This is a genomic window from Pseudomonas marvdashtae, from assembly GCF_014268655.2.
Lineage (GTDB): Bacteria > Pseudomonadota > Gammaproteobacteria > Pseudomonadales > Pseudomonadaceae > Aquipseudomonas > Aquipseudomonas marvdashtae.
In genome coordinates this window covers 1,608,305-1,633,191 of the sequence record NZ_JABWQX020000001.1, presented here as the reverse complement: position 1 = coordinate 1,633,191, position 24,887 = coordinate 1,608,305, and the positions used below count along the sequence as shown (strand labels likewise).

The following is a 24,887-nucleotide window of genomic DNA, read 5'->3' as shown; positions in this document are numbered from 1 at the left end:
TTTCAGAAGGGCACTTGCCACGACCATGATCGTTCCCGCGTTACAGGGACGCGGAGCGTCCCGGGCGGCACTCCCACGCAGCGCGTGGGAACGATCAGAGTAATCGCGCGAGCCCTCCCGCTCAGCGTTGTTCGATTGGCACGAACTTGCGCTGTTCGACGCCGGTGTATTCGGCGCTCGGTCGGATGATGCGGTTGTTGGCACGTTGTTCGAACACGTGGGCGGCCCAGCCGGTCAGGCGCGAGCAAACGAAGATCGGCGTAAACAGCTTGGTCGGGATGCCCATGAAGTGGTACGCCGAGGCATGGTAGAAATCGGCGTTGGGAAACAGCTTCTTCTGTTCCCACATGGTCTTGTCGATGGCTTCGGAGACCGGGAACAACACCGTGTCGCCGACTTCATCGGCGAGTTTTTTCGACCAGCCCTTGATCACCTCGTTGCGCGGGTCGTTGTCCTTATAGATCGCGTGGCCGAAGCCCATGATCTTGTCCTTGCGCGCCAGCATGCCGAGGGTGCCTTCGATGGCTTCCTGAGGCGAGCTGAAGCGTTCGATCATTTCCATCGCCGCCTCGTTCGCACCGCCATGCAACGGGCCGCGCAGCGAGCCGATGGCAGCGGTGATGCAGGAGAACAGGTCCGACAGCGTGGAAGCGCAGACCCGGGCGGTGAAGGTCGAGGCGTTGAATTCATGTTCGGCGTAAAGGATCAGCGACACGTTCATCACCTTGACGTGCAGCTCGCTCGGCTGCTTGCCGTGCAGCAGGTGCAGGAAGTGGCCGCCGATGGACACTTCGTCGGTCACGCATTCGATGCGCTGGCCTTGGTGGCTGAAGCGATACCAGTAGCACATGATCGCCGGGAACGCGGCCAACAGGCGATCGGTCTTGTCGTGCTGCTCGGAAAAATCCTGCTCGGGCTCCAGATTGCCGAGGAACGAGCAACCGGTGCGCATCACGTCCATCGGGTGGGCGTCGGCGGGTATGCGTTCCAGCACTTCCTTCAGGGCTTGCGGCAAGTCGCGCAACTGGCGCAGCTTGCTCATGTAGGCATCCAGTTGTGCCTGGGTTGGCAGCTCGCCGTACAGCAGCAGGTAAGCCACTTCTTCAAATTGAGCGTCAGCCGCCAGGTCGCGAACGTCATAGCCGCGATAGGTCAGGCCAGCGCCCGTCTGGCCCACGGTGGACAGTGCGGTTTGCCCGGCCACCTGGCCACGGAGCCCGGCGCCACTGAGTACTTTTGCTTCGGCCATTTGCTGTCTCCATTTTCTTGAATTTGTGGGGGAGTCGCGCCTTACTTCTTCGCCGCAAACAACGCATCGAGCTTCTGCTCGAACGTGTGATAGTCGATGCGATCGTAAAGCTCCATGCGGGTCTGCATGGTGTCGATGACATTCTGTTGTGTGCCGTCGCGGCGAATCGCGGTGTAGACGTTCTCGGCGGCCTTGTTCATGGCGCGGAACGCTGACAACGGATACAGCACCAGGGACACGTCGGCACCCGCAAGCTGTTCGGTGGTGTACAGCGGGGTCGCGCCGAATTCGGTGATGTTGGCCAGGATCGGCGCTTTCACGCGGTTGGCGAACAGCTTGTACATCTCAAGCTCGGTGATGGCTTCCGGGAAAATCATGTCGGCACCGGCCTCGATGCAGGCGGCCGCACGGTCCAGGGCCGATTCCAAGCCTTCCACCGCGAGGGCATCGGTACGCGCCATGATCACGAAACTGTCGTCGGTGCGGGCATCGACGGCGGCCTTGATGCGGTCGACCATCTCCTGCTGCGAGACGATTTCCTTGTTCGGACGATGGCCGCAACGCTTGGCGCCGACCTGATCCTCGATATGAATCGCCGCCGCGCCGAACTTGATCATCGACTTGACCGTGCGGGCGACGTTGAACGCCGATGAACCAAACCCGGTATCCACGTCCACCAGCAGCGGCAGATCACACACGTCGGTGATGCGGCGCACATCGGTCAGCACGTCATCCAGGCCGGTAATGCCCAGGTCCGGCACGCCGAGGGAACCGGCCGCCACGCCGCCGCCCGACAAGTAGATCGCCTTGAAACCGGCGCGCTTGGCCAGCAGCGCGTGGTTGGCGTTGATGGCGCCGACCACTTGCAGGGGATGTTCGCTGGCGACCGCATCGCGGAAACGCTGGCCTGGAGTGCTGTTGCTCATGACTCACCTCGTTCAGTGGCGGCGCTGTCCTGGAAATGGCGCGCGATATTGCGTTTGGAAGCGCCGATGTGCCGGCGCATCAATAATTCAGCCAGTTCGCCATCACGGTCGGCGATGGCGTCGAGAATCCGGTGATGCTCGGCAAAGGCCTGGCGCGGACGGTTTGGCGTGGTGGAAAACTGGATGCGATACATGCGCACCAGTTGGTACAACTCGCCGCAGAGCATTTGCGTCAGGGTGCGGTTGCCGCTGCCCTGGATGATCCGGTAATGAAAGTCGAAATCACCTTCCTGCTGGTAGTAACCGACACCGGCCTGGAACGCCGCATCGCGCTCGTGGGTTTCCAGCACGCGGCGCAGTTCGTCGATTTCTTCGAGAGTCATGCGTTCGGCCGCCAGACGGCAGGCCATGCCTTCCAGGGATTCACGGATTTCGTAGAGTTCGAGCAGTTCGGCATGGCTCAGCGACACCACTCGCGCCCCAACATGCGGGATGCGCACCAGCAGGCGCTGGCCTTCCAGGCGGTGGATCGCCTCGCGCAGCGGCCCACGGCTGATGCCGTAGGTCCGGGCTAGCTCGGGCTCGGAGATCTTGCTGCCCGGGGCGATTTCGCCTTTGACGATGGCCGCCTGGATGCGTCGGAAGACGTTCTCCGAGAGGGTCTCGACATCGTCTTGGACCGGGATCAGAGTTTCGAGCTGATCGAGCATATTGTCGACACCTTGGAGATCAATATGGCGAAAATTACCCTTTGACCGCCTTAACGTCAAAACAAAAATAGGTATTGTTGACAATCGTCTAATAAACGCCCCTGCCATAACCGACCGTACCGACGACTCGTAGCCCCCGGCCAGCGGTGGCGTCAGAAAACCACCGTGCTAGAATGCCGCCGCAATTGCCGCTCTTCCTATATAGAGGAGGCAACCTAGGGAGCTTGTGCAGTAATGCCAGGGCCTGAACCGAAAACGGAACGCTGCGCACCAGGATCTATGACACTCAAGCCCTTATCTGCTGCTTTTTATTTCATGTGCCTGCCGGGGCTTGCCGCGGCGGGTGAGAAAACCGTGTACGGCCTCAACGAATATGCTGCGCTGCAAGGCATAGACCTGGAGGTCGCCGCCAAGCTCGACACCGGCGCCAAGACCGCATCCCTCAGCGCCAGGGACATCAAGCGTTTCAAGCGCAATGGCGAATCCTGGGTGCGTTTCTACCTGGCCATCGACGCAGCCCATTCGCACCCCATCGAGCGCCCGCTGGCCCGAGTCAGCAAGATCAAACGCCGCGCCGGTGACTACGACCCGGAAGAAGGCAAGAAATACACGGCCCGGCCGGTCATCGAACTCGACATCTGCATGGGTTCTGCCCTGCGCAGCATCGAAGTGAACCTGACCGACCGCAGCGCCTTCCAATACCCGTTGCTGATCGGCTCCGAAGCGCTCAAGCGTTTCGATGCGCTGGTCGACCCCAGTCTTAAATACGCTGCCGGCAAACCCGCCTGCGCCAATGCCGCTCATACCGCAGAGTAATTCCAATGCGCTCCCTTACCCTCCATTTGAAAATGCTGATCGCCATCCTGGTGGTGCTGGGCCTGTCGGTGACGGCCTATCAGATTTTCGTGCTCGGCATCCCGGTCACCGAAGACGCCACAGACGACTTGTGGAACATCGATGCGAAGGTCGAATTCGTGCCCAACGCCAAGGATCCGGTGAAGATCCAGATGTTCGTGCCGCCCTTGAGCCGCGATTATGTGAGCCTCAATGAGAGTTTCATTTCCAACAATTACGGCGTGGCGGTGAACCGGGTCGACGGCAATCGCAAGGTGACGTGGTCGGCCCGTCGTGCCAAAGGCAACCAGACCCTGTATTACCGCCTGGTGCTGACCAAGCGCTACAGCGCCGAGAAAACCAAAATCAAGGGCCCGACCTTCCGCGACAGCATCGCCGTCGAAGGCCCGGAAAAACTTGCCGCCGAAGCCCTGCTTGCACCGATCCGCCAGCACTCGGCCGACGTCGAGACCTTCATCAGCGAAGCGATCAAGCGGGTCAACAACCTCAACGACGACAACGTCAAGCTGTTGCTGGCCGGTGACCCTTCCTCGGCCAACAAGGCGCGTATCGTCGAATTGGTGCTGTCCATCGCCCATGTGCCGGTGGAAAAGGTCCATACCATCCGCCTGGTGGCCGACCAGCCGCAGACGCCCGAGCTGTGGCTGCGCAGTTTCAACGGCACCGACTGGCTGTATTTCAATCCGGACTCCGGCGAGCAAGGCCTGCCGACCGACCGTCTGTTGTGGTGGACTGGCGATGAGAACCTGATCACCGTCGATGGTGGCAAGAAAGCCACCGTCACCTTCAGCATGAACAACAGCGAAATGAACGCCATTCGCCTGGCCAAGCTGACGGACGAGAACACCGACGCCAACTTCCTCGAATATTCCCTCTACGGCCTGCCGCTGCAAACCCAGCAGACGTTCATGATCATGGTGATGATCCCGATCGGCGTGCTGGTGATCCTGGTGTTGCGCAACCTGATCGGCCTGCAAACCCTCGGGACCTTCACCCCAGTGCTGATCGCCCTGGCCTTCCGTGAAACCCAGCTGGGCTTCGGGATCATCCTGTTCACGGTGATCACCACGCTGGGCCTGTCGCTGCGTTCGTACCTGGAGCACCTCAAGCTGCAAATGCTGCCGAGGCTCTCGGTGGTGCTGACGTTCGTGGTGGTGCTGATCGCCGCCATCAGCCTGTTCAGCCACAAGCTGGGCCTGGAGCGCGGCTTGTCGGTGGCGCTGTTCCCGATGGTGATCCTGACCATGACCATCGAACGCCTGTCCATTACCTGGGAAGAACGCGGCGCCGGCCACGCGATGAAAGTCGCCATCGGCACGCTGTTCGCCGCGTCGCTGGCGCACCTGATCATGAGCGTGCCGGAGCTGGTGTATTTCGTGTTCACCTTCCCGGCGGTCCTGCTGATCCTGGTGGGCTTCATGCTGGCCATGGGTCGTTATCGCGGCTACCGCCTGACCGAGCTGGTGCGGTTCAAGGCTTTCGTCAAGGCTGACTCCTGATGTTCGGCCTCTGGAAAACCTGGAAGGCCCTGGAAGCCCGGGGCATCATGGGCATCAATCGGCGTAACGCCGACTACGTGCTCAAGTACAACAAGCGCAGCCTGTATCCCATCGTCGATGACAAGATCATCACCAAGGAGCGGGCGATCGTTGCCGGTATTCACGTACCGGAGCTGTATGGAGTGATTTCCACCGAGAAGGAAATCGACAAGCTCGACGAAATCATCGGCGGGCGTACCGATTTCGTGATCAAGCCGGCCCAGGGCGCCGGGGGCGACGGCATCATCGTGATCGCCGACCGCTTCGAGGGCCGCTATCGAACCGTGTCTGGCAAAATCATCAGCCACGAGGAAATCGAGCACCACATCTCCAGCATCCTTACGGGCCTGTACTCCCTTGGCGGACACCGTGACCGCGCGCTGATCGAATACCGCGTGACCCCAGACCAGATCTTCAAGAGCATCAGCTACGAAGGCGTGCCGGACATCCGTATCATCGTGCTGATGGGCTATCCGGTGATGGCCATGCTGCGACTGCCGACCCGCCAGTCCGGCGGCAAGGCCAACCTGCACCAGGGCGCCATCGGCGTCGGCGTTGACCTCGCCACGGGCCTGACGCTGCGCGGCACCTGGTTGAACAACATCATCACCAAACACCCCGACACCACCAACGCAGTGGACGGCGTGCAACTGCCCTACTGGGACGGTTTCATGAAACTGGCCGCCGGTTGCTATGAACTCTGCGGGCTGGGCTACATCGGTGTCGACATGGTGCTGGACCAGGAAAAAGGCCCGTTGATCCTGGAACTGAACGCCCGACCGGGCCTGAACATCCAGATTGCCAACGACTGCGGCCTGACCTTGCGCACCCATGCCGTGGAAGCCCGCCTGGAAGAGCTCAAGGCCCGCGGCGTTATCGAAACCGTGGAAGAACGCGTGGCGTTTGCCCAGGAATTGTTTGGGCATATTCCGCCGGTTGAGGGTTGAAGCTGAGGATGAAAACCGAAGCTGAAGGTTGAGCCCTGTGGCGAGGGAGCTTGCTCCCGCTGGGTTGCGCAGCAACCCCAAAGCCCAGCACCTCGGTGTATCAGAATGATCGCGCTCAACTGCCCAGCGGGAGCAAGCTCCCTCGCCACGGGTCTCATTGAAGCTTCAGACCTGTTCAATACCGACATCCCTCTAGGAGCAAATCCTACAGGGGATTACAATCGCCCCCCCGCCTGAACGGCTGACCCGCCCCGCCCATGCCAACCTGCTCCGTACACCCGCTGCCCTACCGTGCCAACCCCGCCGACTACTTCGCGGCGATCCGCCATGCTCCCGGCAGCGTGCTGCTCGACAGCGGCCGGCCGGGTGCCGAGCGCGGGCGGTACGACCTGCTCAGCGCTTGGTCGCTGGTGCAACTGGCGGTGTTACCGGACGAAAGTGGCAGCGACTTCCTGCGACGCCTTCGCACGCATCTGACGCAACTGGGCCACGCAGAGCTGCCGCCCACGGTGCAGCTGCCGTTCGCCGGTGGCCTGATCGGCTATCTAAGTTATGACTTTGGCCGGCATCTGGAGGCCCTGCCTTCCCATGCCAAGGACGACCTGCAACTGCCAGACGCGCGCTTCGGCCTGTATGACTGGGCGCTGATCACCGACCATCAGGCCCGCACAAGCCAACTGGTCTTCCATCCCCACTGCGGCGAAAGCGAACGCCAGCGACTGATCGAGCTGTTCGCCCGTCCAAACCCGGCGCCCGTCACTGCGTTCAACCTCCAAGGCCCGATGACGCCCGACCTCAGCGCCGAGGACTATCGGCAAGCATTCGAGCGTATCCAGGCGTATATCCAGGCCGGAGACTGCTACCAGGTCAACTTTGCCCAACGCTTTCGCGCCCCCTGCCAGGGTGATGCCTGGGCCGCTTACCAGGCGCTGCGAGCCGCGTGCCCGACGCCGTTTTCCGGTTTCCAGAGCCTGCACGATGGCGGCGCCGTGCTGAGCCTGTCCCCGGAGCGCTTCGTCAAGGTCAGCGAAGGCCAAGTGGAAACCCGACCGATCAAGGGCACCCGGCCCCGGGGCACAACGCCCGAGGAAGACGTCGCCCACGCCGCTGATCTTTTGGCCAGCCCGAAGGACCGCGCCGAAAACCTGATGATCGTCGACTTGCTGCGCAACGACCTGGGCCGCACCTGCCGCGTTGGCTCGGTACGGGTGCCGGAGTTGTTCAGCCTGGAAAGCTACCCGAACGTGCATCACCTGGTCAGCAGCGTGACTGGCGAGCTGGCCGAAGACAAGGACGCCCTTGACCTGATCGCCGGCAGCTTTCCCGGCGGTTCGATCACCGGCGCGCCGAAGATCCGCGCCATGCAGATCATCGACGAACTCGAACCAACCCGGCGCGGACTCTATTGCGGCTCATTGCTGTACCTGGACGTGCGCGGGGAAATGGACAGCTCCATCGCCATTCGCAGTTTGCTGGTCAAGGATGGGCAGGTGTGCTGCTGGGGTGGCGGCGGGATTGTCGCGGACTCGGATTGGGAAGCCGAGTATCAGGAATCGATGACCAAGGTCCGGGTCTTGCTCGAAACCCTGCAGGAACTTTAGGACTTCAGTGATCGCTCCCACGCTCACGTAGGAACGATCACCCGCTCGGGTCTACAGACTCAGCGGGCGGTTCGAAGCCTTGATGAACTCCTGCTTCAACTCGGCAAAGGTATGCACCGCCGGGAACTGCGGGAATTCGCGGATCACATTGTCAGGCGCATGGAACAGAATCCCGGCGTCGGCTTCACCGAGCATCGTCGTGTCGTTGTAGGAATCCCCCGCTGCAATCACACGGTAGTACAGGCTCTTGAAGGCCAGGACCGACTGCCGTTTCGGATCCTTCTGACGCAACTGATAGCCCGTCACCCGCCCGCCATCGTCGGTAATCAGCCGGTGGCAAAGCAACGTCGGAAAGCCCAGCTGGCGCATCAGCGGCTGGGAAAATTCATAGAACGTGTCGGAAAGAATCACCACCTGGAAGCGCTCGCGCAGCCAATCGACGAATTCGATGGCACCGTCCAGTGGCTTGAGGGTGGCGATCACCTCCTGAATGTCGGAGAGCTTGAGGCCATGCTCATCGAGGATGCGCAACCGCTGTTTCATCAACACGTCGTAGTCGGGGATGTCCCGAGTGGTTGCCCTGAGGGATTGAATCCCGGTTTTTTCAGCGAAGGCGATCCAGATCTCCGGGACCAGCACACCTTCCAGGTCGAGACAGGCAATTTCCACAAGACACTCCCATTTTTTGATGTTTATCGGTTGAGCGAACCAAAGGACTGCCGACTCTAGCCATTCAACGAAGCCTGCGCAACGCACAGGAGCGCGCCAGCCCCGGCAGCTTTTTGTTACCATCAGCCCCATATAGAGCGCCCAGCGCCACCGACCTGTAGGAAACCGCCCTGATGAGCCCAACGTTTGACATCGTGGAACTCGCCACGACCTATGCCAACAAGTCCCCGCAGGACATCCTCAAGCTGGCCTTCGCCGAGTTCGGCGACGATCTGTGGATATCTTTCAGCGGCGCCGAAGACGTGGTGCTGGTGGATATGGCCTGGAAACTGAACAAGAACGTCAAAGTGTTCAGCCTCGACACCGGTCGCCTGCATCCGGAAACCTATCGGTTCATCGACCAGGTGCGCGAGCATTACAAGATCGATATCGAGCTGGTTTCGCCGGACTACACGAAACTTGAACCCTTCGTGAAGGAAAAAGGCTTGTTCAGCTTCTACAAAGACGGCCACGGCGAGTGCTGCGGCATCCGCAAGATCGAGCCGCTGCGACGCAAGCTGACCGATGTCCGCGCCTGGGCCACCGGCCAGCGCCGCGACCAGAGCCCCGGCACCCGCAGCCAGGTGGCAGTGCTGGAAATCGACACAGCGTTTTCCACCCCCGAGCGCACCCTGTACAAGTTCAACCCGCTGTCGCAGATGACCAGCGAAGAAGTCTGGGGCTACATCCGCATGCTGGAGCTGCCTTACAACAGCCTGCATGAACGCGGCTTCATCAGCATCGGCTGCGAGCCTTGCACTCGTCCGGTCCTGCCGAACCAGCACGAGCGGGAAGGTCGTTGGTGGTGGGAAGAAGCTACGCAGAAGGAATGCGGGCTGCACGCCGGCAACATCATCGCCAAATCCAAGACGCTCTGACGAGACGCTATCCCTGTACACAAAAATGTCACCTCAGGTGCCATTTTTGTGTGCACTCATCGCTCACCCTGCGCGAAAAAGTTACACCCCGTCCCATGGTCAGCCTGCCTGACCGTCCTCGCACTCGCCTCGCTTTTAGAAATACCTGTTCAAATGGTCAATTTTTAAAAGTTGTATTTCAGTTAGTTAGTCGTAACAGATAACGAAACGAAATTAAGCAGGCGTTTTATAGATTCCGGTTTGGCATAAAACTGGCTTTAGTCGACATGCGTTTTGTATACAACTATACGGAAACGTACACACACTTTAGATCCGACAGCCTGAAGCGCCCTATCCCGTACAGGCTGCAGATGCCCCGTAATCAATGATTGCTCGCCCCGCCGCGACGAAGATCTGCCGAGCCCCGCGCTCATGCACAGTCATCGCGGCCCTGAGAATCAGGAGCCTGCCGGAATGCGTACAAGTCTCTCCAATAATATCGCGCTGGATCTGCCCTCCCCGACTACTGCCTTTGATGACCCAACCGCAGTCCTTCCCACGTTGAGCCCCAGGCTACACAATAAGGATCTCGCACCGACCAAGGCCGAAGGCCGCCGCTGGGGCCGCTACAGCATCTTCGCCTTGTGGACCAACGATGTGCACAACATCGCCAATTACTCATTTGCCATCGGCCTGTACGCACTGGGCCTGGGCGGCTGGCAGATCCTCCTGTCCCTGGGAATCGGCGCGGCGTTGGTGTATGGCTTCATGAACCTGTCCGGGTACATGGGACAAAAGACCGGGGTGCCGTTTCCCGTCATCAGCCGAATCAGTTTCGGCATCCACGGCGCGCAGATTCCTGCGCTGATCAGGGCAGTCATTGCCATCGCCTGGTTCGGCATTCAGACATACCTCGCTTCGGTGGTGTTCCGAGTGCTGTTGACCGCGATCCATCCTGGCTTCGCCGAGTACGATCACAACTCGATCCTTGGGCTATCGAGCCTGGGCTGGGTGTGCTTCGTGGCGATTTGGTTCGTGCAACTGATGATCCTGGCCTACGGCATGGAAACGGTGCGCCGTTACGAAGGCTTTGCCGGGCCAGTCATCCTGGTGACAGTCGCGGCGCTGGCCGGTTGGATGTACATCCAGGCCGATGCCACCATCGCGTGGTCAATCCGTGAACCGCTGACCGGCGGCGAGATGTGGCGCAACATATTCGCCGGTGGCGCGTTGTGGCTGGCCATCTATGGCACGCTGATTCTCAATTTCTGCGACTTCGCCCGGTCTTCGCCGTGCCGTCGGACCATAGTCGTCGGAAACTTCTGGGGCTTGCCGGTAAACATTCTGCTGTTTGCCGCGATCACAATCCTGCTGTGCGGTGCGCAGTTCCAGATCAACGGCCAGATCATCGAAAGCCCGACCCAGGTCATCGCCTCGATCCCCAACACCTTCTTCCTGGTGCTCGGCTGCCTGGCGTTCCTGATCGTGACCGTGGCGGTGAACATCATGGCCAACTTCGTCGCCCCGGCCTTCGTGCTCAGCAATCTGGCGCCCAAATACCTGAACTTCCGTCGCGCCGGGCTGATCAGCGCCGCCATTGCCGTGCTGATCCTGCCATGGAACCTGTACAACAGCCCGCTAGTGATTGTGTATTTCCTGTCCGGCCTCGGCGCCCTGCTCGGGCCGTTGTACGGCGTGATCATGGTCGATTACTGGCTGCTGCGAAAAGGCCGCATCAACGTGCCGCAACTGTACAGCGAGGACCCAAATGGTGCGTATTTCTACAGCAATGGGGTCAATCTGCGGGCGGTGGGAGCGTTCATTCCTGCGGCGCTGATCGCGATTATCCTGGCGCTGGTGCCCGGTTTCGACAGCGTTTCACCGTTTTCCTGGCTGATTGGCGCTTCGATTGCAGGGTTGCTGTACCTGATCATTGCCAAGCGCCAGCCGTATTACGAGGACGTCAGCGGCGAATCCATCGCCGTGGATAACGTCAGCCATTGATCCATGACCGGTGGCCCGTCAGGTGCGGGCCGCTCATGTATGTGTTTAAAAAGGACAGCTCATGCGAATTCTTGTCGTCAACGTCAACACCACCGAATCCATCACCCAGGCCATCGCCCGACAGGCCCAGGCCGTAGCCGCGCCGGGCACCGAGATCATCGGGTTGACGCCGCATTTTGGTGCCGACTCCATCGAAGGCAACTTTGAAAGCTATCTGGCAGCAATCGCCGTGATGGACCGGGTGATGTCTTACGACCAGCCGTTCGACGCGGTCATCCAAGCCGGTTATGGCGAACATGGCCGCGAAGGTTTGCAGGAGCTGCTGAACGTGCCGGTGGTGGACATCACCGATGCCGGCGCCAGCACCGCGATGTTCCTCGGTCATGCCTATTCGGTTGTCACTACCTTGGACCGCACGGTGCCGCTGATCGAGGACCGCCTCAAGCTCTCAGGACTGTTCGACCGCTGTGCCTCTGTGCGGGCCAGTGGCCTGGCGGTGCTGGAACTTGAGCAGGATCCACAACGGGCACTCGAAGCCATCGTGTACCAGGCCGAACTGGCGGTCAGCCAGGACAAGGCCGAGGTCATCTGCCTGGGTTGCGGCGGCATGGCCGGGCTCGATGAACAGATCCGCCAGCGCACTGGCGTGCCGGTGGTCGATGGGGTAACCGCAGCGGTGACCATCGCCGAATCACTGGTGCGCTTGGGCTTGTCGACGTCAAAAGTACGCACCTACGCGACGCCCCGACCGAAGACCATCATTGGCTGGCCGGGGCGGTTTGCGCGATGAGTTCAAACTTCAGACCGCGCTGAACCGCTGCGCAAGCCCCTGCTCGGCAAACTGTTCAATGATGAAATCCACGAACGCCCGGGTCTTGCCCGGCAGCAGTTTGTGCTCGGCGTAATAAATGGAGATGTTGCCGTCATCGACGTACCAGTCTGGCAGGACTCGCTGCAACCCCCCGGACTCCAGGAAAGGAATGGCGATCGGCATGCTCACCAGCCCGATCCCCAACCCTTGGGCGGCGGCCGCGCAGTCGGCTTCCGAGTCACTCATAGTCATGCGCGCCTTGAGCATCAGCGGGCTATGTTCCCGGTTGCGATTGGTCAGTTGCCAGGAACGGACACGCCCGGTCTGTGGCGAACGAATCAGGATGCCTTGATGGTGCGCCAGATCTTGCGGCTCAGTGATCGCAGCATGATTCTGTAGATAACCTTCGGACGCGACCAACACCCGATGTGCCACCGTCAGTTTGCGCGCCACCACGCCTTGAGGCAGCTCGAACCCGCCCCCGATGGCCGCGTCGAAGCCCTGCCCGATCAGGTCAACCTGGCGATTATCGAAATGCCAGTCCGGGTTGATCGCCGGGTACCGCCGCAGGAATTCCCCTAGTAATGGCACGACAAACAGTCGTCCGAACGCCGTGCCCATGCTCACCTTAAGCGTACCGGCTGGCTGCCCACCGGCGCTGGCCAGGTTGGCGACGGCGTTCTGGATCGTATTGAAACTGCTGCCCACTTCTCGCAGGAACAACTGCCCGGCCTCGGTCAGTGTCAGGCTGCGAGTGCTGCGCTGGAACAGCCGCACGCCCAGGCGCGCTTCAAGCTTGGCCACGCTTTTGCCCACCGCCGCCGGGGTCAGGCTCAAGCGTCGCGCTGCCTCGGCAAAACTGCCGACCTCGGCGCTGCGGACGAAGCATTCGATACTGCTGAAAGTCTCCATGGCGCTCACTATAAACTTTTGGTTCACACAGACTATATCAAAGGAGGTCTACACAGCCGTCAGCCGAGTCTTGATACTCGCCCCATCAACCGCGGCACCTCGCCTCGGCACCTTTGGAGACCTCCATGAGCAATCAGACACTGAACGGTAAAGTCGCCTTGATCCAAGGCGGTTCCCGCGGCATCGGCGCCGCCATCGTCAAACGCCTCGCTGCGCAAGGCGCTGCAGTCGCCTTCACGTACGTCAGTTCCGCCGCCAAGTCCGAAGAACTGCAGAACAGCATCACCGCAGCCGGTGGCAAGGCCTTGGCGATCAAGGCTGACAGCGCTGACGCCGACGCCATCCGCAGCGCCGTCGATGCGACTGTGGACGCTTTTGGCCGGCTGGACATCCTGGTCAACAACGCCGGTGTCCTGGCGATGGCACCGCTGGACGAGTTCAAGCTGGAGGATTTCGACCGGACCCTGGCCGTCAACGTGCGCAGCGTCTTTGTCGCCACCCAGGCCGCCGCGCGCCACATGACCGAAGGCGGTCGAGTCATCAACATCGGCAGCACCAACGCCGACCGCATGCCCTTCGCGGGCGGTGCACCTTACGCCATGAGCAAGTCTGCCCTGGTGGGCCTGACCAAAGGCCTGGCGCGCGACCTCGGCCCACGGGGTATCACCGTCAACAACGTGCAGCCCGGTCCAGTGGACACTGACATGAATCCAGCAGACAGCGACTTCGCGTCCAGCCTGATGGATCTCATGGCTGTAGGGCGTTATGGCACGGTGGAAGAAATCGCCAGCTTCGTTGCCTATCTGGCAGGCCCGGAAGCGGCCTATATCACCGGGGCCAGCCTGACCATCGACGGCGGCTTTGGCGCCTGATCCCAAGCCACACAAAAACGCCGGTCATGGTTGAGCCATGACCGGCGTTTTTGCGTTGCCTCGCAGTGTGTCGTCAGGCCCACTCCATCTCTGGCAAACCGCACAGGCTTGGCTGGAACAGCTTGAGCGAGCGAATGATCCCGTCGGCATGGGCATACTTCTCGTCAGCCATGGCCGAATCCGGAATAGCGATAGCGGTCATGCCCGCGGCTTTTGCCGCCGTCACGCCGAACGGCGAGTCCTCGAAGACCAGACAATCTTTCGGCGCAACGCCGAGGCGACGGGCCGCAGTGAGGAAGATATCCGGCGCCGGCTTGGCCGCGCCCACTTCCGGATCATCCGCCGTCACGATGAAATCGAACAGCGCGAACCAGTCCCGGTGCAGCGTGGTTTTCAGCTCGAACGACTGGCGCGCCGAACTGGTTCCTACCGCGATGGGCACGTCATGGGCCTTCAAATGGCGCACCAATTCCTCAGCGCCGGGCATCGCCAGGGCATGAGGAAAACGTTCGCGCATCAGCGGTTCGCGGATGACCAGGAACTCTTCCGGGGTGATCGGCAGCTCCAGCGCCTGGACCACATAACGAGCCAGGTCACCCGCGCCGCGCCCGATGATGTTCTGCTTGTGGCTCCAGTCGAACGTACGCCCGTAGCGCTCGGCAATGATGGACGTAACCTCTGTATAGATGCCTTCGGTGTCCAACAGCAGGCCATCCATGTCGAAGATCACGGCTTTGATCGGGCCCAACTTTTTCAGCGGTGCATTCATCGCATCTGATCCGTTATTAACACAACATTTCAGGGAGGGCTCAGGTGCGGCCAGCGCAACGTGTTCGCCTTAAAGGATTCAGCAGAATAACGAGGCGCGCTGGATGCAGGCAATGGGAAATTTTCGTAACGAGGTGACGAGGGATGAGCTGCTGCTTGACCGGGCAGCGACGGGCTGCCTTTGGGGGCGCTTCGCCCCCAAAGGAACAGAATCCCTCGCCACGAACACAGGGGTGATCGACAGTGGGTTGTGCCCTAGCCGCCGGACGCACCCGAACCGGAGCCTGATCCGCCGCCGCTTGAGCTGCCACCGCTGCTGCTACCGGTTCCACTGCTTGAGCCGGAAGATCCGCCGCCCATCGTACTGCCACCGCTGGTCGAGCCACTGCCGGTTCCCGGACTGGTGCTGCTGCCGCTGGCATCGCCACCATTGCCGCCACCCACAGAACCGGGAGGCAAGGCGTTGCCGGTCTGCTCGGTGGTGGATCCGGCGTCCATCTGGGTCGAGGGCGGCATGCCTCCCTTGTCCACGGGTGCGTCGTCCGAGGACTGGGCGAAAACCGCCAATGGACTGGCACAAAGAACACCGGCGAGTGCCAAAGCCTTCAGGTTTGACTTCATCATGGTCAATCTCCTTTTAAGATGACTACCTGATGTCTGGCACCCCTGGCACGCCGATGGTGCCGCAAAATCGACGGGCGGATTGTCAATCAGCTTGGCTTGCCGGAAGCGTCGTCACCGGCAATGTCCGGGTCGTCCGGAGTCGCCTCGACATCCTGGTCGTCGCTTGGTACTTGTTCTACACCGGCCTCCTCGTCCTCAGGTGGACGCTGATCGCGACTCAGGGAGTCGGTTGGCGATGGCAACGGATATTCCGGGGTTTCATCATCGTCTGGGACAGGCGAGTCGGCAGTCATGGCAAATCTCCTGATCATGCAGTTTTACGAGGACATCGGCGCTGCGCTTGGGCAGCTTCAATCGTAGGATTCATCTTCAGGCTCAGTATCTTCGCCCTCGATCAGCGGAACCTGAGCGTCGTCCATCAGCGAACCTGGATCTTCATTGCCCGGGTCATTCACGCCCGGATCATTGATGAACGGAACGCCCGAGGGGCCTTTTTCTTCCTTGCCTTCGGTTTCCGGCGTCATGGCAGACCTCACTATTGCAAGTGTGTATGCGTTCGAGGCGGTGGTCGGGCAAACGTTCCGGGAAATGCCCAATAAGAAAAAACCCGGCACTAGGCCGGGTCTCTTCAATCAAGCGTCCGCTCAGCGGTGTTTTCTCTTGTGCTTGTGCTTCTTCTTGCCACCGGAATGGCCGTCGTTATCGTTGGACAGGTTGCTGCCCAACGCTCCGCCAGCCGCACCGCCGACGCCCGCGCCAATGGTCGACCCGGTAGAACCGCCCAGGCGGTTGCCCACAATCGAACCGCCGGCCGAACCCAGGCCACCGCCAATGGCCGCTTCCGTACGGCTGCCCTTGCGAGCCCCCACCGCGCTGCCGGCTGCGCCACCGACACCGGCGCCAATCGCAGCGCCTGTGCTGCCGCCCATCTGCTGGCCGACCACGTTACCCAAGACACCGCCAAGACCACCGCCGACCGCAGCGGTACCGTCGCCAGCGGCCATTGCGCCCTGAGCGACCACAAGCCCAAGCACCAAGGTGGACAAAGTCAAACGCATGATAAAAACCTCAAGAATGCCGCATCAGGGGTAGATGGCCGATGCGCGCGAGCGCGAGTGTACGCCAAACCGCGTCAGCCATGACGGTTGGACCACAAACATGAGGGTAGTTTTATGACAGGCAAAAAAAAGCCCGCTGGGGAAACGGGCAGGTACTGCTTTCTAACGGATGAGCTGAGACTACGCGTGCGAGTGTGAAAGAAACGTGAAAGCAATTGTCTGTAGGAAAAAGATTAAAAATATTTACGAAACGTCCAATTCTCTAAAAATAACTGCAAAAAAAAGCCCCATTCGGTGACGTAATGCTGTTCACTTAAGCATTTGAGTCCAAGCCGGGCTTTCTAGAGAATCCGATGTCAGACCCTGGCATCGGATTTTTTTATGCCCATTCAGCAGCAGTTGCTCGACCTCGGCGATCTCTTCAATTTTTCTGACCTGAGCACCTTCACTCAGAACATCCCCATCGAGTGGGTAGCGAGTGCGCTGAACCTCTCGGCGCAAGCCACGATACGACGGCGCCGCTTGCCGAGCGATCAAGTTCTTTGGCTAGTTTTGGGCATGGCTCTGTTCCGCGATGAGCCTGTTCATGAGGTCGCCAGGCGTTTGAATATCTGCGCGCAAGGCTTGGCTTCTGATCAGTTGCTGGCCCGAAGCGGGGTAACTGAAGCTCGCAAAAGGCTGGGCGCTGACCCAGTTGAATCGCTGTTCCGTCAGACCGGTAAACATTGGGGCAACGAGCGCTACGAGGGAGATGACTGGAACGGTCTACAAGTCTTCGCGGTGGACGGTGCACTACTGCGAACTGCTGACTCACCTGAGCTCAGAGAACATTTTGGCTCCGGTAATACCGGCACCGACCGTCAGACCCCGTTTCCGATGCTGCGGCTCGTTGCGCTGATGAATGTCCGTTCGCATGTCATCCTCGATGCGCAGCTCAGCCCTTATCGGGGCAGTGAAATGCGGTTGGCCGAAACGTTTCTGGGGCAAATTCCGGACAATTCGATCACCTTGTTCGACAAAGGCTTCTGGGGCGCGGATCTACTGCTAAGCGTGGTTGGTGGCGGCACGAACCGACACTGGCTGACACCTGCTCGCAAGAATTTGGTCATGGAGGAAGTAGAGCGCTACGGCGAGCACGACCGTCTCGTCCGGATGAAGGTTTCCCCTCAGGCACGTAAACGAAATCCTGAGTTGCCCCTGAGTTGGGAAGTGCGTGAAGTTAGCTATGAAAGCCATGGGAAAGTCAGATCGCTGCTTACCTCTCTGCCTGTCGAGGACTACGACACCGCAGCTGTGGCTGAGCTGTACCTGGAGCGATGGGAGATTGAGCTGGGCTTCAGGGATATCAAAAGCTCGATGCAACAGAACGCGGTAACGCTGCGCAGTAAGAAAGTCGAGTTGATTTATCAGGAGGTCTGGGGGCTTTTGCTGGCTTATAACATTATTCGTAGAGAGGCCAGCCAAGCCGCTGTAGCGTTCGGCCGCGCACCTTCGGATATACGGTTCAAGCCTGCCTGCCAGTACATAGCGGTGCAGTTGATAGTGATGGCAGCAGCTAATCCGGTATCGGCAACAGGAAGGAGGCTAAGCGAGCTGAGGGGAGGAGTAGGAGGAATGTTTCTGAATCACCGCCCAAGGCCGGGAAGGCCAAGGACGGTGAAGATTTCCAAAACCCGGTACCCAGTGGACCGTAAGGCTGCTCCGCTTAAGTGAACAGCATTACATTCGGTGACGGGGCTGTGCTTACGTTATTTCCTGATAGGAACCTTGGGCAAAAACTTGGCCCTTTCCCCTCGCTGCACTTTGGCAACCTTCGTCCTGATGGACTTGATTGGTTCATCGCCAAAGTCTGATCGATACGCCGACTGGCCACATTGCAGTCCTTCGTTGACCGGATACGCGGCTCCGTTTTCCTCGCTGTACGGTGCTCCCATCGCATTTCCCCTTTCGCCAAGGTCGATACCGGCAACAAACGATCGCCTGGAGATATCGATCCTCACAGCAAAGAGACTAGTCGGTCATCAACAGACTGGCCGTTCGTTGACACCCTTGACCGACGAATGGAATGCGCTGTTTCGAAAAGAAAACATTCATTCGGTGCCCAGCAGCGTCCGGCTCAAGACACGGGAAACCTGATCGGCGGAATAGGGTTTGGACAAAAACTCGAAACCCTCATGCCCGCTACGAGCCAACTCTTCGCTGTAGCCAGACGTCAACACCACGGGTAGATCCGGGCGACGCTGGCGCAGCTGCCTGGCCATCGCAATGCCACTGATGCCAGGCATAAGCACATCGGAAAATATCGCATCGAACGCCATCGCATCCTGGCCGACCATTTCCAGTGCCTGCTCAGCGTTGGTCGCCCAGGCCGTTTCGTACCCCAGGTCTTGCAGAATCTGGTTGGCGAAACGCCCGACTTCCAGGTTGTCTTCCACGACCAGTACCCGGCGCCGGCCCTTTTCCAACCTCAAATGCGGGGTTTCCTCCATGGGAGGTAAATGCACTTCTTGAGCTTCCACTTCCGGAAGATACAAGGTGAACAGGGTCCCCTTTGCGACAACGGTGGAAACGTCGACGTTGCCACCCGACTGTTTGGCGAAACCAAACACCTGGGACAACCCCAGCCCCGTACCCTTGCCCACTTCCTTGGTGGTGAAAAACGGTTCGAAGATGTGTTCGAGTATCTCCGGAGCGATCCCGGTGCCGGTATCCTCCAGGGCGATGGCAGCAAAAGCCTGCGCCGCCCCGGCATGGCCACGGATCGGCGGTATGCCGGCACCGCAATTGAGCCTGAGCCACAGCGTTCCCTGGCCGTTCATGGCGTCCCGGGCGTTCAACGCCATGTTGATGATGGCCGTTTCGAACTGGCTTAAATCAGCGCGGATATAACAAGGTCGGTCGCACAACTCGACCTTGACCCGTATTCGTGCGCCAGTCACGGTTTCCAGCATGTCTCCCAGGCTCTGCACCTGCTTGCCCACCTCGATGACTTCCGGTTTCAAGGGCTGGCGGCGGGCAAACGCGAGCAACTGGCTGGTCAGCTTCGACGCGCGCTCCACCGTCTCGGCAACAGCTGACATGTAGCGCTGCCGGCGCTCATCGGACAGATTGGGCATTCGCAGGAAATCGACGGAGGAGCGGATGATTGTCAGTAGATTATTGAAATCATGGGCGACACCGCCAGTGAGCTGGCCTATGGCTTCGAGCTTCTGCGACTGACGAAGCGCCGCTTCGGTCTGCTTCAGTCGCGCGGTGCGTTCCTCGACCCGTTGCTCCAGGGTCGCATTCAATTCAGCCAGTGCGGCCAAGCCTTCACGTACCGCGGCGTCCGCGCGGGCGCGCTCGATGTGGGCCCAGGATCGCTCCGTGACTTCCATCAGCAACGCCAGATCGTTGGAAGACCAGACCCTAGGCGTTTTGTCGTGAATTGCCATCAGTGCGGTCAAACGCCCGTTCTTTATCAACGGAACGCAAATGGTGGCCGCGATACCGATCGATTGGAAGGTTGCCGCTTCCTCCGGTTCGAGTTCCGCCAGGTTATCGTTCAGCACCAATGGCTTGCCGGCCCGCAGATTGGCCACGGCCAGTCGACCGAAATCCGCCAGTCGGTAATGTCCGACGATGCTAGGCGACCCGGCTCTCGCCCAATCGCCGCGAATGGTGAAACCGTCCTCGTCTTCATCCATGTCCGCGTAGGCACAATTGGACAACTTCAGGTGCGCCGCCAGAATGCGCGTAGTGGTCGCCATGATGGTCTGCGGATCGGTGGCATTCGCCACGGCGCTGCCAATGGCATCAAGCACGGCGAGCCGCTGAGTCATGAACACCGTGGAGGTGGTCTCGGTGACCGTATCCAACACGCCCACGACCTTGCCGAACTGGTCACGAATGGGGCTGTAGCAGAAAGTGAAATAGGCCTGTTCAGGGCCACCACCGCGTTCAATGACCAGCGGGAAGTTCTCAATGAAGGTGGCTTGACCCTCAAAGGCCGCCTGCATGATCGGACTGATTTCGCTCCAGGCTTCCTGCCAGACTTCATCATACGGTCGGCCCAGCGCTTCGGGTTTACTGCCGAGAATGGGGGCGAACGCATCGTTGTAAAGCGTGACCAGTTCGGGCCCCCAGATGATGGCCTGGGGAAAATGGGAAGCAAGGCTCAGCGCCACCGTGGTCTTCAGCACATCGGGCCACTTATCCAAAGGTCCGAGGGAGGTGCCGTTCCAATCATGACGGCGTACCCGCCCAGCCATTTCGCCATAGCTTTGCAGCCAATCTGTCATTGCGTTCGATCCTTCTCAGCCGCCAATACCAACTAGGGTAGCGCTTGTAACCCCAAGCTGGGCCGTATTATCCCCCGCCTTGTGCGGATGCGCGATTGGATTGTGGGATGCGCCGGAGGGGCAAATGGAGGGTGAGGGGCGGACACGGGCGATGAGGCTACAGAAATATCCTACATATCGTTGGGATTTGGCCTGATGTAAGTGGCGGGCTTGCTGGGTTGTAAGACATACAGCTCAGATACCCGCGACCCTTCAGGATCTGGCGCAGCTCTGCTGCATCCCGCTGCGTGATGGGTGTGATGTGATGGATGTGATTGCCCGTCGATTGGATGCGGCACCGGCAGGTTCCACTTTAAGCTTGCCCGCCAAATAAGCCTGCAAACCGACAACCTGTGGCGAGGGAGCTTGCTCCCGCTGGGCTGCGCAGCAGCCCCTTTTGTGAGCGCTGCACACTCAAGCGGGAGCAAGCTCCCTCGCCACGGAGTGTGTAAATATTAAGACCGTGTGTAACTCACTGCCGCGTTGGCGAGCAAGCTGAACTTCCTGCGGATCCTTGCTATGTCGGGGTGGAAAGCCTACCGACTCAGCCTTGACTCATCGTCCCCGAAAAACTCGCCTCCACCGGCCCGATAAGAAAGACCGCACCCACGCCATCCCATTGCACCGTCACGCTTGCGCCGTCACATTCAACCTCGACGGAACCGTCCAACAAACCACGACGAATCCCGTTGACAACCGCACCGCATGAACAAGACCCCGAACCCAGCGCAATACCCGCCCCGCGCTCCCAGATGCGCAGCCGAATATGTTTGCGATCAACAACCTGGACGAAATGAACGTTGGTCTTGAGTGGAAATAGCACGTTGGTTTCGATGGCCGGTCCGATCGTTGCGATGTCGACGCTAGCCAGATCATCGACAAAATAAGTGCAGTGGGGATTTCCCATGCTGCACGCGGCTGGATTGCCGGCCAGTGGCAAGACAGTGGAGTCCAGCTCTTGCGCCAAGGGAATGTCCGACCAGCCGAAAAGCGGCACGCCCATGTCGACGGAAATGTCGCCGGTTGGGGTACGTTCGCTAGTAAGCAGCCCACGGTTAGTGCGCAGGGTTATCGAAGTAACATCGGCCTCGCGCATGAGCAGGTCCGCAGCCCCCCGCGTCGCACTGCCGCAAACATCCAATGCGGAGCCATCTGCATTCCAGAACATCACGCGCGCATCGGCATCGTCGCAATCGAGCAGCACCGCGAGTTGGTTGAAGCCCACGCCCCGGTTCCGATTACCCATTCGCTGGACCATGGCACTTGTCATTGGGTTAACGGCGTTTCGCGCGTCGACGATGACGAAGTCGTCGCCATTGGCATGCATCTTTTGAAAGCTCAACGGCATGGATTGATCCTGACAGCGAAGAATGGGGGCCATTTGATCGATCGGTCGAAAAATCGCCACGCTATAAGTTGTCCGTTGCCCTACACAGTTTGCTGTCCTTCAAGAATGAAGGGGGGAGCTGCGTCGATCCCGCAGGCAGTTGCTGGAGTGTCACCGTACATTCATAACGCCCCGCTGCTTCCAGCTGGTAATCCATTCCTGCCTCAGGAATAAAGCTGAACATGTTGTAGCACTGAGCCCCGATGTAATGAAAAGCGATGGGCTTCCCGGCGGGCACTCGCAGCTCAGTCATTACCGTAGAGGGCGAGGATTTGCCGATAGCCGGCATGCCCAGGTTCTCACCGTTGCGATTGGCGTATCCATCGCGCAACGCCACCATGACGCCCGCGCCCGGCAGACGGAAGTCCACGCAATCAGACTTGGGGACAGCCCTGACCATGCCATCGCTGATCACCCGCAAGCGCGCGGTCTCAGCACCATCGGGAGTTGAGTAGGGGGTGGAGAAAGAGCGGACGTCCGACAGCGCTCCGCATCCGCTGAGCAGCGCCAGGAAGCTGAGGTTAAAGGCATGTCGCAGCGCGCGAAACGTACTGCGGGGGCGAATGTCAGTTCGGGAGTTGAGGTGGGGAAACATTTGGCTCACGATGATGCTCCATGCAGGTCAGATATCCAGGGCCAACGACGGTCGAAAGGGACGCGATGCCAGCGCGAGATTTTATAGAGGGTTCAGGGACTCGCTGCAATGGCCGGTGCATCGGGGCGCACGCCTGATGATCCGGACCCACTCGAACCTCATCACCGGACTAGCCCTCGCCGTGGTCGCGACGCTGAGCTGGGCGTTGAACTTCATTGCGCCTTACGTCACCGGTGCCTACACGATCTATGACTTGTTGATCGTAAGATTCTTGATCGCCGGTGCCCTGGGCCTGGCTGTCATGCTGATCTACCGAGCCCAGCTTCGACGCCTGCGCCCCAATCAGGTTTTTCTGGCCGCAGGCCTGGGCGTGATCGGCTACCTCGGCTACAGCGCCTGTATCGCCGCCGGCATCATCTTCGGCGGGCCGGTGCTGACCCCCGCCTTTATTGGCATGGTGCCGGTCTTGCTGGCACTGCTGGGCAACGCCACGACCAAAACCCTTCAATGGCGCAAACTGGCGATCCCACTGATGTTTTTGACGGTTGGACTTCTGCTGTCGAATCTCGGCGCGATCCATCAACCCGTCGCAAGCGATGGCTCGTGGCTGATGGGCTTATTATTTTCAATTGGCGCCGTGTTGTTGTGGCTCGCATTCAGCTGGTTGAATCAGCGGGCGCTGCTTAAGCTGCCAGCCGATGCATCAGGTGCGTGGACCGGTCTCATGATGGTCGGCGCCGGAATCGGCACCTTGTGCCTGCTACCGACGGTACAAGCCCTCGATCTGCTCAAACTGCCGAGCCTGGGTTTTGGTGTTTCCGTTGCAGGGGATCTATACCTCTGGGGTTTCGGGATTGCGCTGATGTCATCCGTTGTCGGGGCCTGGGCTTGGAACGCCGCGTCACGGCGCCTGCCCATGGTGCTTTCCGGGCAGTTGATCGCTCTGGAGTCGTTGTTCGCGACATTACTCGGCTTGTGGTTTCATGGCCGGTTGCCGACAGTTCTGGAGACGACAGGTCTTGCCGCTGTGTTGGTTGGGATGGTGATGGGCGTGCGTATCATCCTGACTTCCCGTGAGTCGTCAACTGGCCCCGGCCCTTAATCAGCAGATGACTGCCCTACCCTTTGTCAGGCTCTTCGACTGTTTTTTTGCGGCCCTTCGAAGCCACCACTTTGTATTCACCAGCGCTGGGCTCTTTCACTGAATGGGCGGTCAACGGGTCGTTGCGAAAGCGGTGATACGCTGAAGTTTTACCGACGGGAAGACGAACAGTTTCGATATGAGCCGCCTCTATCGAGCCTGCGGTCAAGAAAGCACTCGGCTCCATCGCAAATCGTTCGGCCAGCGCATACGCCATCTTGTGACTGATAGGCCGATCGCCATTGAGCACTTTGGACACCGCCGTTTTATCGCCGATTTCAGGGAGGTCTGAACCGGTGAGCCCGACCGTCTCCATAAGATCCTTGATCAGCTGTACAGGCGTGCAGGTCGCCTCAAAAGCGGCATTCGATTCGCGAAACTGGTCGGAGTCGCTCTGGTAGGCCAGGATCTCATCCTCAAGTTCAACGAGAATTCTCTCTTCGGTTCTGTTCAGCTCGTGCCCATCGGTGAGCGCATCGAGCAAGTCCGTCGCACGCTTATAGTCGGCAGGAGTTTTGATGCCGTGCACAAACTCACCGCGCAGGCGATCCAGTACCGCGTGTAGCTCGCCAAGCGTAGCGATCACGGTTTGAAAGTCGGTCCGGGCTGCGCTCATCGTCTTACCCCTTTGTTTCTTGCATACCAGATGTTGGCAACGTCGTAATCAGCATGCGCGTAGATGTGTTTGACGTAGAACTTCTGTCGGGTGAAGTTGACTCCGCCTATCACCCTCAGATTATTGCCACCCACGTCGATCACCACCCAATTCATCGCAGCTCTGGGCTTGAACAAGTCGACACCGTGCACACCGAAAAGCTTTTGCAGGTCCGAGAACCCTTTGGGGCGCGCCATCCTTAAAATGCGCAGGCAACGATCAAGCCCAGCCTTATCGTTTGGGTAGAGAATCGCAGCGTCGCCAAAACGTGATGGTGTGAGTATATCCATGGGCGTCCTTGTCTTCGGGCCGATGGTACTCTTGTTGTGTTTTTTCACAACTTCTGTTTG

25 protein-coding genes are annotated in these 24,887 nt (G+C 59.6%); 10 read left to right on the top strand and 15 right to left on the bottom strand.

All coding sequences use genetic code 11. From position 1 onward, the window contains the following. Positions 1 to 121: 121 nt before the first annotated feature. The 3 genes from prpC to HU742_RS07610 are packed head-to-tail and all read right to left on the bottom strand — an operon-like array spanning position 122 to position 2,885. Positions 122 to 1,249 (bottom strand): bifunctional 2-methylcitrate synthase/citrate synthase, encoded by a 1,128-nt coding sequence (prpC, locus tag HU742_RS07620; protein ID WP_186645285.1) that lies wholly within the window; start codon positions 1,247 to 1,249, stop codon positions 122 to 124. A 41-nt stretch (positions 1,250 to 1,290) separates the two neighbouring features. Continuing rightward, complete coding sequence (prpB, locus tag HU742_RS07615; RefSeq protein WP_186641647.1) at positions 1,291 to 2,175, bottom strand: methylisocitrate lyase; 885 nt, start codon at positions 2,173 to 2,175, stop codon at positions 1,291 to 1,293. Next, positions 2,172 to 2,885 (bottom strand): GntR family transcriptional regulator, encoded by a 714-nt coding sequence (locus tag HU742_RS07610; protein ID WP_186641645.1) that lies wholly within the window; start codon positions 2,883 to 2,885, stop codon positions 2,172 to 2,174. Before HU742_RS07610 ends, prpB begins: the two co-directional genes overlap by 4 nt. 279 nt (positions 2,886 to 3,164) lie before the next feature. Here HU742_RS07610 and rloA point away from each other — a divergent pair, with 279 nt between their 5' ends. The 4 genes from rloA to pabB all read left to right on the top strand — a co-directional run bounded on the left by rloA (position 3,165) and on the right by pabB (position 7,826). Next, positions 3,165 to 3,701, top strand: coding sequence for a retropepsin-like aspartic peptidase RloA (rloA, locus tag HU742_RS07605; RefSeq protein ID WP_186641643.1), 537 nt, complete (start codon positions 3,165 to 3,167; stop codon positions 3,699 to 3,701). A 5-nt stretch (positions 3,702 to 3,706) separates the two neighbouring features. Then, entirely contained in the window at positions 3,707 to 5,239 is a 1,533-nt protein-coding gene (gene rloB, locus HU742_RS07600; protein ID WP_186641642.1) for an osmotic stress tolerance membrane protein RloB, read from the top strand. Then, positions 5,239 to 6,225, top strand: coding sequence for an alpha-L-glutamate ligase-like protein (locus tag HU742_RS07595; protein WP_186611457.1), 987 nt, complete (start codon positions 5,239 to 5,241; stop codon positions 6,223 to 6,225). Before rloB ends, HU742_RS07595 begins: the two co-directional genes overlap by 1 nt. Before the next feature lie 257 nt (positions 6,226 to 6,482). Beyond that, positions 6,483 to 7,826: an aminodeoxychorismate synthase component I gene (pabB, locus tag HU742_RS07590; protein WP_186645287.1), complete on the top strand. Its 1,344-nt coding sequence runs from the start codon at positions 6,483 to 6,485 to the stop codon at positions 7,824 to 7,826. Positions 7,827 to 7,877: 51 nt separating this feature from the next. Here the strand turns inward: pabB and thrH are convergent, their stop codons facing one another. Next, positions 7,878 to 8,495, bottom strand: coding sequence for a bifunctional phosphoserine phosphatase/homoserine phosphotransferase ThrH (thrH, locus tag HU742_RS07585; RefSeq protein ID WP_186645289.1), 618 nt, complete (start codon positions 8,493 to 8,495; stop codon positions 7,878 to 7,880). Positions 8,496 to 8,668: 173 nt separating this feature from the next. Here thrH and HU742_RS07580 point away from each other — a divergent pair, with 173 nt between their 5' ends. From HU742_RS07580 to HU742_RS07570, 3 genes are all read left to right on the top strand, one after another. Continuing rightward, entirely contained in the window at positions 8,669 to 9,412 is a 744-nt protein-coding gene (locus tag HU742_RS07580; RefSeq protein ID WP_186641639.1) for a phosphoadenylyl-sulfate reductase, read from the top strand. A 453-nt stretch (positions 9,413 to 9,865) separates the two neighbouring features. After that, positions 9,866 to 11,395, top strand: a complete 1,530-nt coding sequence (locus tag HU742_RS07575; RefSeq protein WP_186641638.1) for an NCS1 family nucleobase:cation symporter-1 — start codon at positions 9,866 to 9,868, stop codon at positions 11,393 to 11,395. A 61-nt stretch (positions 11,396 to 11,456) separates the two neighbouring features. Further along, complete coding sequence (locus HU742_RS07570) at positions 11,457 to 12,185, top strand: aspartate/glutamate racemase family protein (protein WP_186641637.1); 729 nt, start codon at positions 11,457 to 11,459, stop codon at positions 12,183 to 12,185. A 9-nt stretch (positions 12,186 to 12,194) separates the two neighbouring features. Here HU742_RS07570 and HU742_RS07565 read toward each other — a convergent pair whose 3' ends face one another. Continuing rightward, positions 12,195 to 13,118 (bottom strand): LysR family transcriptional regulator, encoded by a 924-nt coding sequence (locus HU742_RS07565; RefSeq protein WP_186641635.1) that lies wholly within the window; start codon positions 13,116 to 13,118, stop codon positions 12,195 to 12,197. 125 nt (positions 13,119 to 13,243) lie between these two features. On the opposite strand from HU742_RS07565, the gene HU742_RS07560 reads away from it, so the two are divergent. Beyond that, a complete protein-coding gene (locus tag HU742_RS07560; protein ID WP_186641633.1) occupies positions 13,244 to 13,990 on the top strand; it encodes a 3-oxoacyl-ACP reductase family protein in 747 nt (248 codons plus the stop codon). Positions 13,991 to 14,063: 73 nt separating this feature from the next. Here the strand turns inward: HU742_RS07560 and HU742_RS07555 are convergent, their stop codons facing one another. The 5 genes from HU742_RS07555 to HU742_RS07535 form a co-directional block, all read right to left on the bottom strand. Continuing rightward, complete coding sequence (locus HU742_RS07555; protein ID WP_186645291.1) at positions 14,064 to 14,759, bottom strand: HAD-IA family hydrolase; 696 nt, start codon at positions 14,757 to 14,759, stop codon at positions 14,064 to 14,066. A gap of 254 nt (positions 14,760 to 15,013) precedes the next feature. Beyond that, positions 15,014 to 15,382: a hypothetical protein gene (locus HU742_RS07550; RefSeq protein WP_186645293.1), complete on the bottom strand. Its 369-nt coding sequence runs from the start codon at positions 15,380 to 15,382 to the stop codon at positions 15,014 to 15,016. 86 nt (positions 15,383 to 15,468) lie between these two features. Next, the gene (locus tag HU742_RS07545) at positions 15,469 to 15,675 is read right to left on the bottom strand and encodes a hypothetical protein (protein ID WP_186611467.1); all 207 of its coding nucleotides are present in this window, start codon (positions 15,673 to 15,675) and stop codon (positions 15,469 to 15,471) included. Between the two features lie 57 nt (positions 15,676 to 15,732). Then, complete coding sequence (locus HU742_RS07540; protein ID WP_186645295.1) at positions 15,733 to 15,906, bottom strand: hypothetical protein; 174 nt, start codon at positions 15,904 to 15,906, stop codon at positions 15,733 to 15,735. A gap of 120 nt (positions 15,907 to 16,026) precedes the next feature. After that, on the bottom strand, positions 16,027 to 16,440 hold the full coding sequence (locus HU742_RS07535) for a glycine zipper domain-containing protein (protein ID WP_186611469.1): 414 nt from the start codon (positions 16,438 to 16,440) through the stop codon (positions 16,027 to 16,029). 381 nt (positions 16,441 to 16,821) lie between these two features. Between HU742_RS07535 and HU742_RS07530 the strand changes: the two genes are divergently transcribed. Next, positions 16,822 to 18,153, top strand: a complete 1,332-nt coding sequence (locus HU742_RS07530) for an IS4 family transposase (RefSeq protein ID WP_189664530.1) — start codon at positions 16,822 to 16,824, stop codon at positions 18,151 to 18,153. A gap of 377 nt (positions 18,154 to 18,530) precedes the next feature. On the opposite strand, the gene HU742_RS07525 is transcribed toward HU742_RS07530, so the two are convergent. From HU742_RS07525 to HU742_RS07515, 3 genes are all read right to left on the bottom strand, one after another. Then, positions 18,531 to 20,720, bottom strand: coding sequence for a response regulator (locus HU742_RS07525; RefSeq protein WP_186645035.1), 2,190 nt, complete (start codon positions 20,718 to 20,720; stop codon positions 18,531 to 18,533). A 583-nt stretch (positions 20,721 to 21,303) separates the two neighbouring features. Then, positions 21,304 to 22,107: a diaminopimelate epimerase gene (gene dapF / locus HU742_RS07520; protein WP_186645037.1), complete on the bottom strand. Its 804-nt coding sequence runs from the start codon at positions 22,105 to 22,107 to the stop codon at positions 21,304 to 21,306. Between the two features lie 61 nt (positions 22,108 to 22,168). Then, the gene (locus tag HU742_RS07515; protein WP_225923608.1) at positions 22,169 to 22,741 is read right to left on the bottom strand and encodes a hypothetical protein; all 573 of its coding nucleotides are present in this window, start codon (positions 22,739 to 22,741) and stop codon (positions 22,169 to 22,171) included. A 136-nt stretch (positions 22,742 to 22,877) separates the two neighbouring features. Between HU742_RS07515 and HU742_RS07510 the strand changes: the two genes are divergently transcribed. Continuing rightward, positions 22,878 to 23,843, top strand: a complete 966-nt coding sequence (locus HU742_RS07510; RefSeq protein WP_186640672.1) for a DMT family transporter — start codon at positions 22,878 to 22,880, stop codon at positions 23,841 to 23,843. 16 nt (positions 23,844 to 23,859) lie between these two features. Here HU742_RS07510 and HU742_RS07505 read toward each other — a convergent pair whose 3' ends face one another. After that, positions 23,860 to 24,498 (bottom strand): helix-turn-helix domain-containing protein, encoded by a 639-nt coding sequence (locus HU742_RS07505; protein ID WP_186640673.1) that lies wholly within the window; start codon positions 24,496 to 24,498, stop codon positions 23,860 to 23,862. Beyond that, positions 24,495 to 24,827, bottom strand: a complete 333-nt coding sequence (locus tag HU742_RS07500; protein WP_186640674.1) for a type II toxin-antitoxin system HigB family toxin — start codon at positions 24,825 to 24,827, stop codon at positions 24,495 to 24,497. Before HU742_RS07500 ends, HU742_RS07505 begins: the two co-directional genes overlap by 4 nt. Positions 24,828 to 24,887: the final 60 nt, after the last annotated feature.

Excerpts from the sequence above, each read along its gene's own strand:
- prpC (WP_186645285.1), bottom strand. The coding sequence starts at position 1,249 with ATGGCCGAAGCAAAAGTACTCAGTGGCGCCGGGCTCCGTGGCCAGGTG.
- prpB (WP_186641647.1), bottom strand. The coding sequence starts at position 2,175 with ATGAGCAACAGCACTCCAGGCCAGCGTTTCCGCGATGCGGTCGCCAGC.
- HU742_RS07610 (WP_186641645.1), bottom strand. The coding sequence starts at position 2,885 with ATGCTCGATCAGCTCGAAACTCTGATCCCGGTCCAAGACGATGTCGAG.
- rloA (WP_186641643.1), top strand. The coding sequence starts at position 3,165 with ATGACACTCAAGCCCTTATCTGCTGCTTTTTATTTCATGTGCCTGCCG.
- rloB (WP_186641642.1), top strand. The coding sequence starts at position 3,707 with ATGCGCTCCCTTACCCTCCATTTGAAAATGCTGATCGCCATCCTGGTG.
- HU742_RS07595 (WP_186611457.1), top strand. The coding sequence starts at position 5,239 with ATGTTCGGCCTCTGGAAAACCTGGAAGGCCCTGGAAGCCCGGGGCATC.
- pabB (WP_186645287.1), top strand. The coding sequence starts at position 6,483 with ATGCCAACCTGCTCCGTACACCCGCTGCCCTACCGTGCCAACCCCGCC.
- HU742_RS07580 (WP_186641639.1), top strand. The coding sequence starts at position 8,669 with ATGAGCCCAACGTTTGACATCGTGGAACTCGCCACGACCTATGCCAAC.
- HU742_RS07575 (WP_186641638.1), top strand. The coding sequence starts at position 9,866 with ATGCGTACAAGTCTCTCCAATAATATCGCGCTGGATCTGCCCTCCCCG.
- HU742_RS07570 (WP_186641637.1), top strand. The coding sequence starts at position 11,457 with ATGCGAATTCTTGTCGTCAACGTCAACACCACCGAATCCATCACCCAG.
- HU742_RS07565 (WP_186641635.1), bottom strand. The coding sequence starts at position 13,118 with ATGGAGACTTTCAGCAGTATCGAATGCTTCGTCCGCAGCGCCGAGGTC.
- HU742_RS07560 (WP_186641633.1), top strand. The coding sequence starts at position 13,244 with ATGAGCAATCAGACACTGAACGGTAAAGTCGCCTTGATCCAAGGCGGT.
- HU742_RS07555 (WP_186645291.1), bottom strand. The coding sequence starts at position 14,759 with ATGAATGCACCGCTGAAAAAGTTGGGCCCGATCAAAGCCGTGATCTTC.
- HU742_RS07550 (WP_186645293.1), bottom strand. The coding sequence starts at position 15,382 with ATGATGAAGTCAAACCTGAAGGCTTTGGCACTCGCCGGTGTTCTTTGT.
- HU742_RS07545 (WP_186611467.1), bottom strand. The coding sequence starts at position 15,675 with ATGACTGCCGACTCGCCTGTCCCAGACGATGATGAAACCCCGGAATAT.
- HU742_RS07540 (WP_186645295.1), bottom strand. The coding sequence starts at position 15,906 with ATGACGCCGGAAACCGAAGGCAAGGAAGAAAAAGGCCCCTCGGGCGTT.
- HU742_RS07535 (WP_186611469.1), bottom strand. The coding sequence starts at position 16,440 with ATGCGTTTGACTTTGTCCACCTTGGTGCTTGGGCTTGTGGTCGCTCAG.
- HU742_RS07530 (WP_189664530.1), top strand. The coding sequence starts at position 16,822 with ATGCCCATTCAGCAGCAGTTGCTCGACCTCGGCGATCTCTTCAATTTT.
- HU742_RS07525 (WP_186645035.1), bottom strand. The coding sequence starts at position 20,720 with ATGACAGATTGGCTGCAAAGCTATGGCGAAATGGCTGGGCGGGTACGC.
- dapF (WP_186645037.1), bottom strand. The coding sequence starts at position 22,107 with ATGCCGTTGAGCTTTCAAAAGATGCATGCCAATGGCGACGACTTCGTC.
- HU742_RS07515 (WP_225923608.1), bottom strand. The coding sequence starts at position 22,741 with ATGTTTCCCCACCTCAACTCCCGAACTGACATTCGCCCCCGCAGTACG.
- HU742_RS07510 (WP_186640672.1), top strand. The coding sequence starts at position 22,878 with ATGATCCGGACCCACTCGAACCTCATCACCGGACTAGCCCTCGCCGTG.
- HU742_RS07505 (WP_186640673.1), bottom strand. The coding sequence starts at position 24,498 with ATGAGCGCAGCCCGGACCGACTTTCAAACCGTGATCGCTACGCTTGGC.
- HU742_RS07500 (WP_186640674.1), bottom strand. The coding sequence starts at position 24,827 with ATGGATATACTCACACCATCACGTTTTGGCGACGCTGCGATTCTCTAC.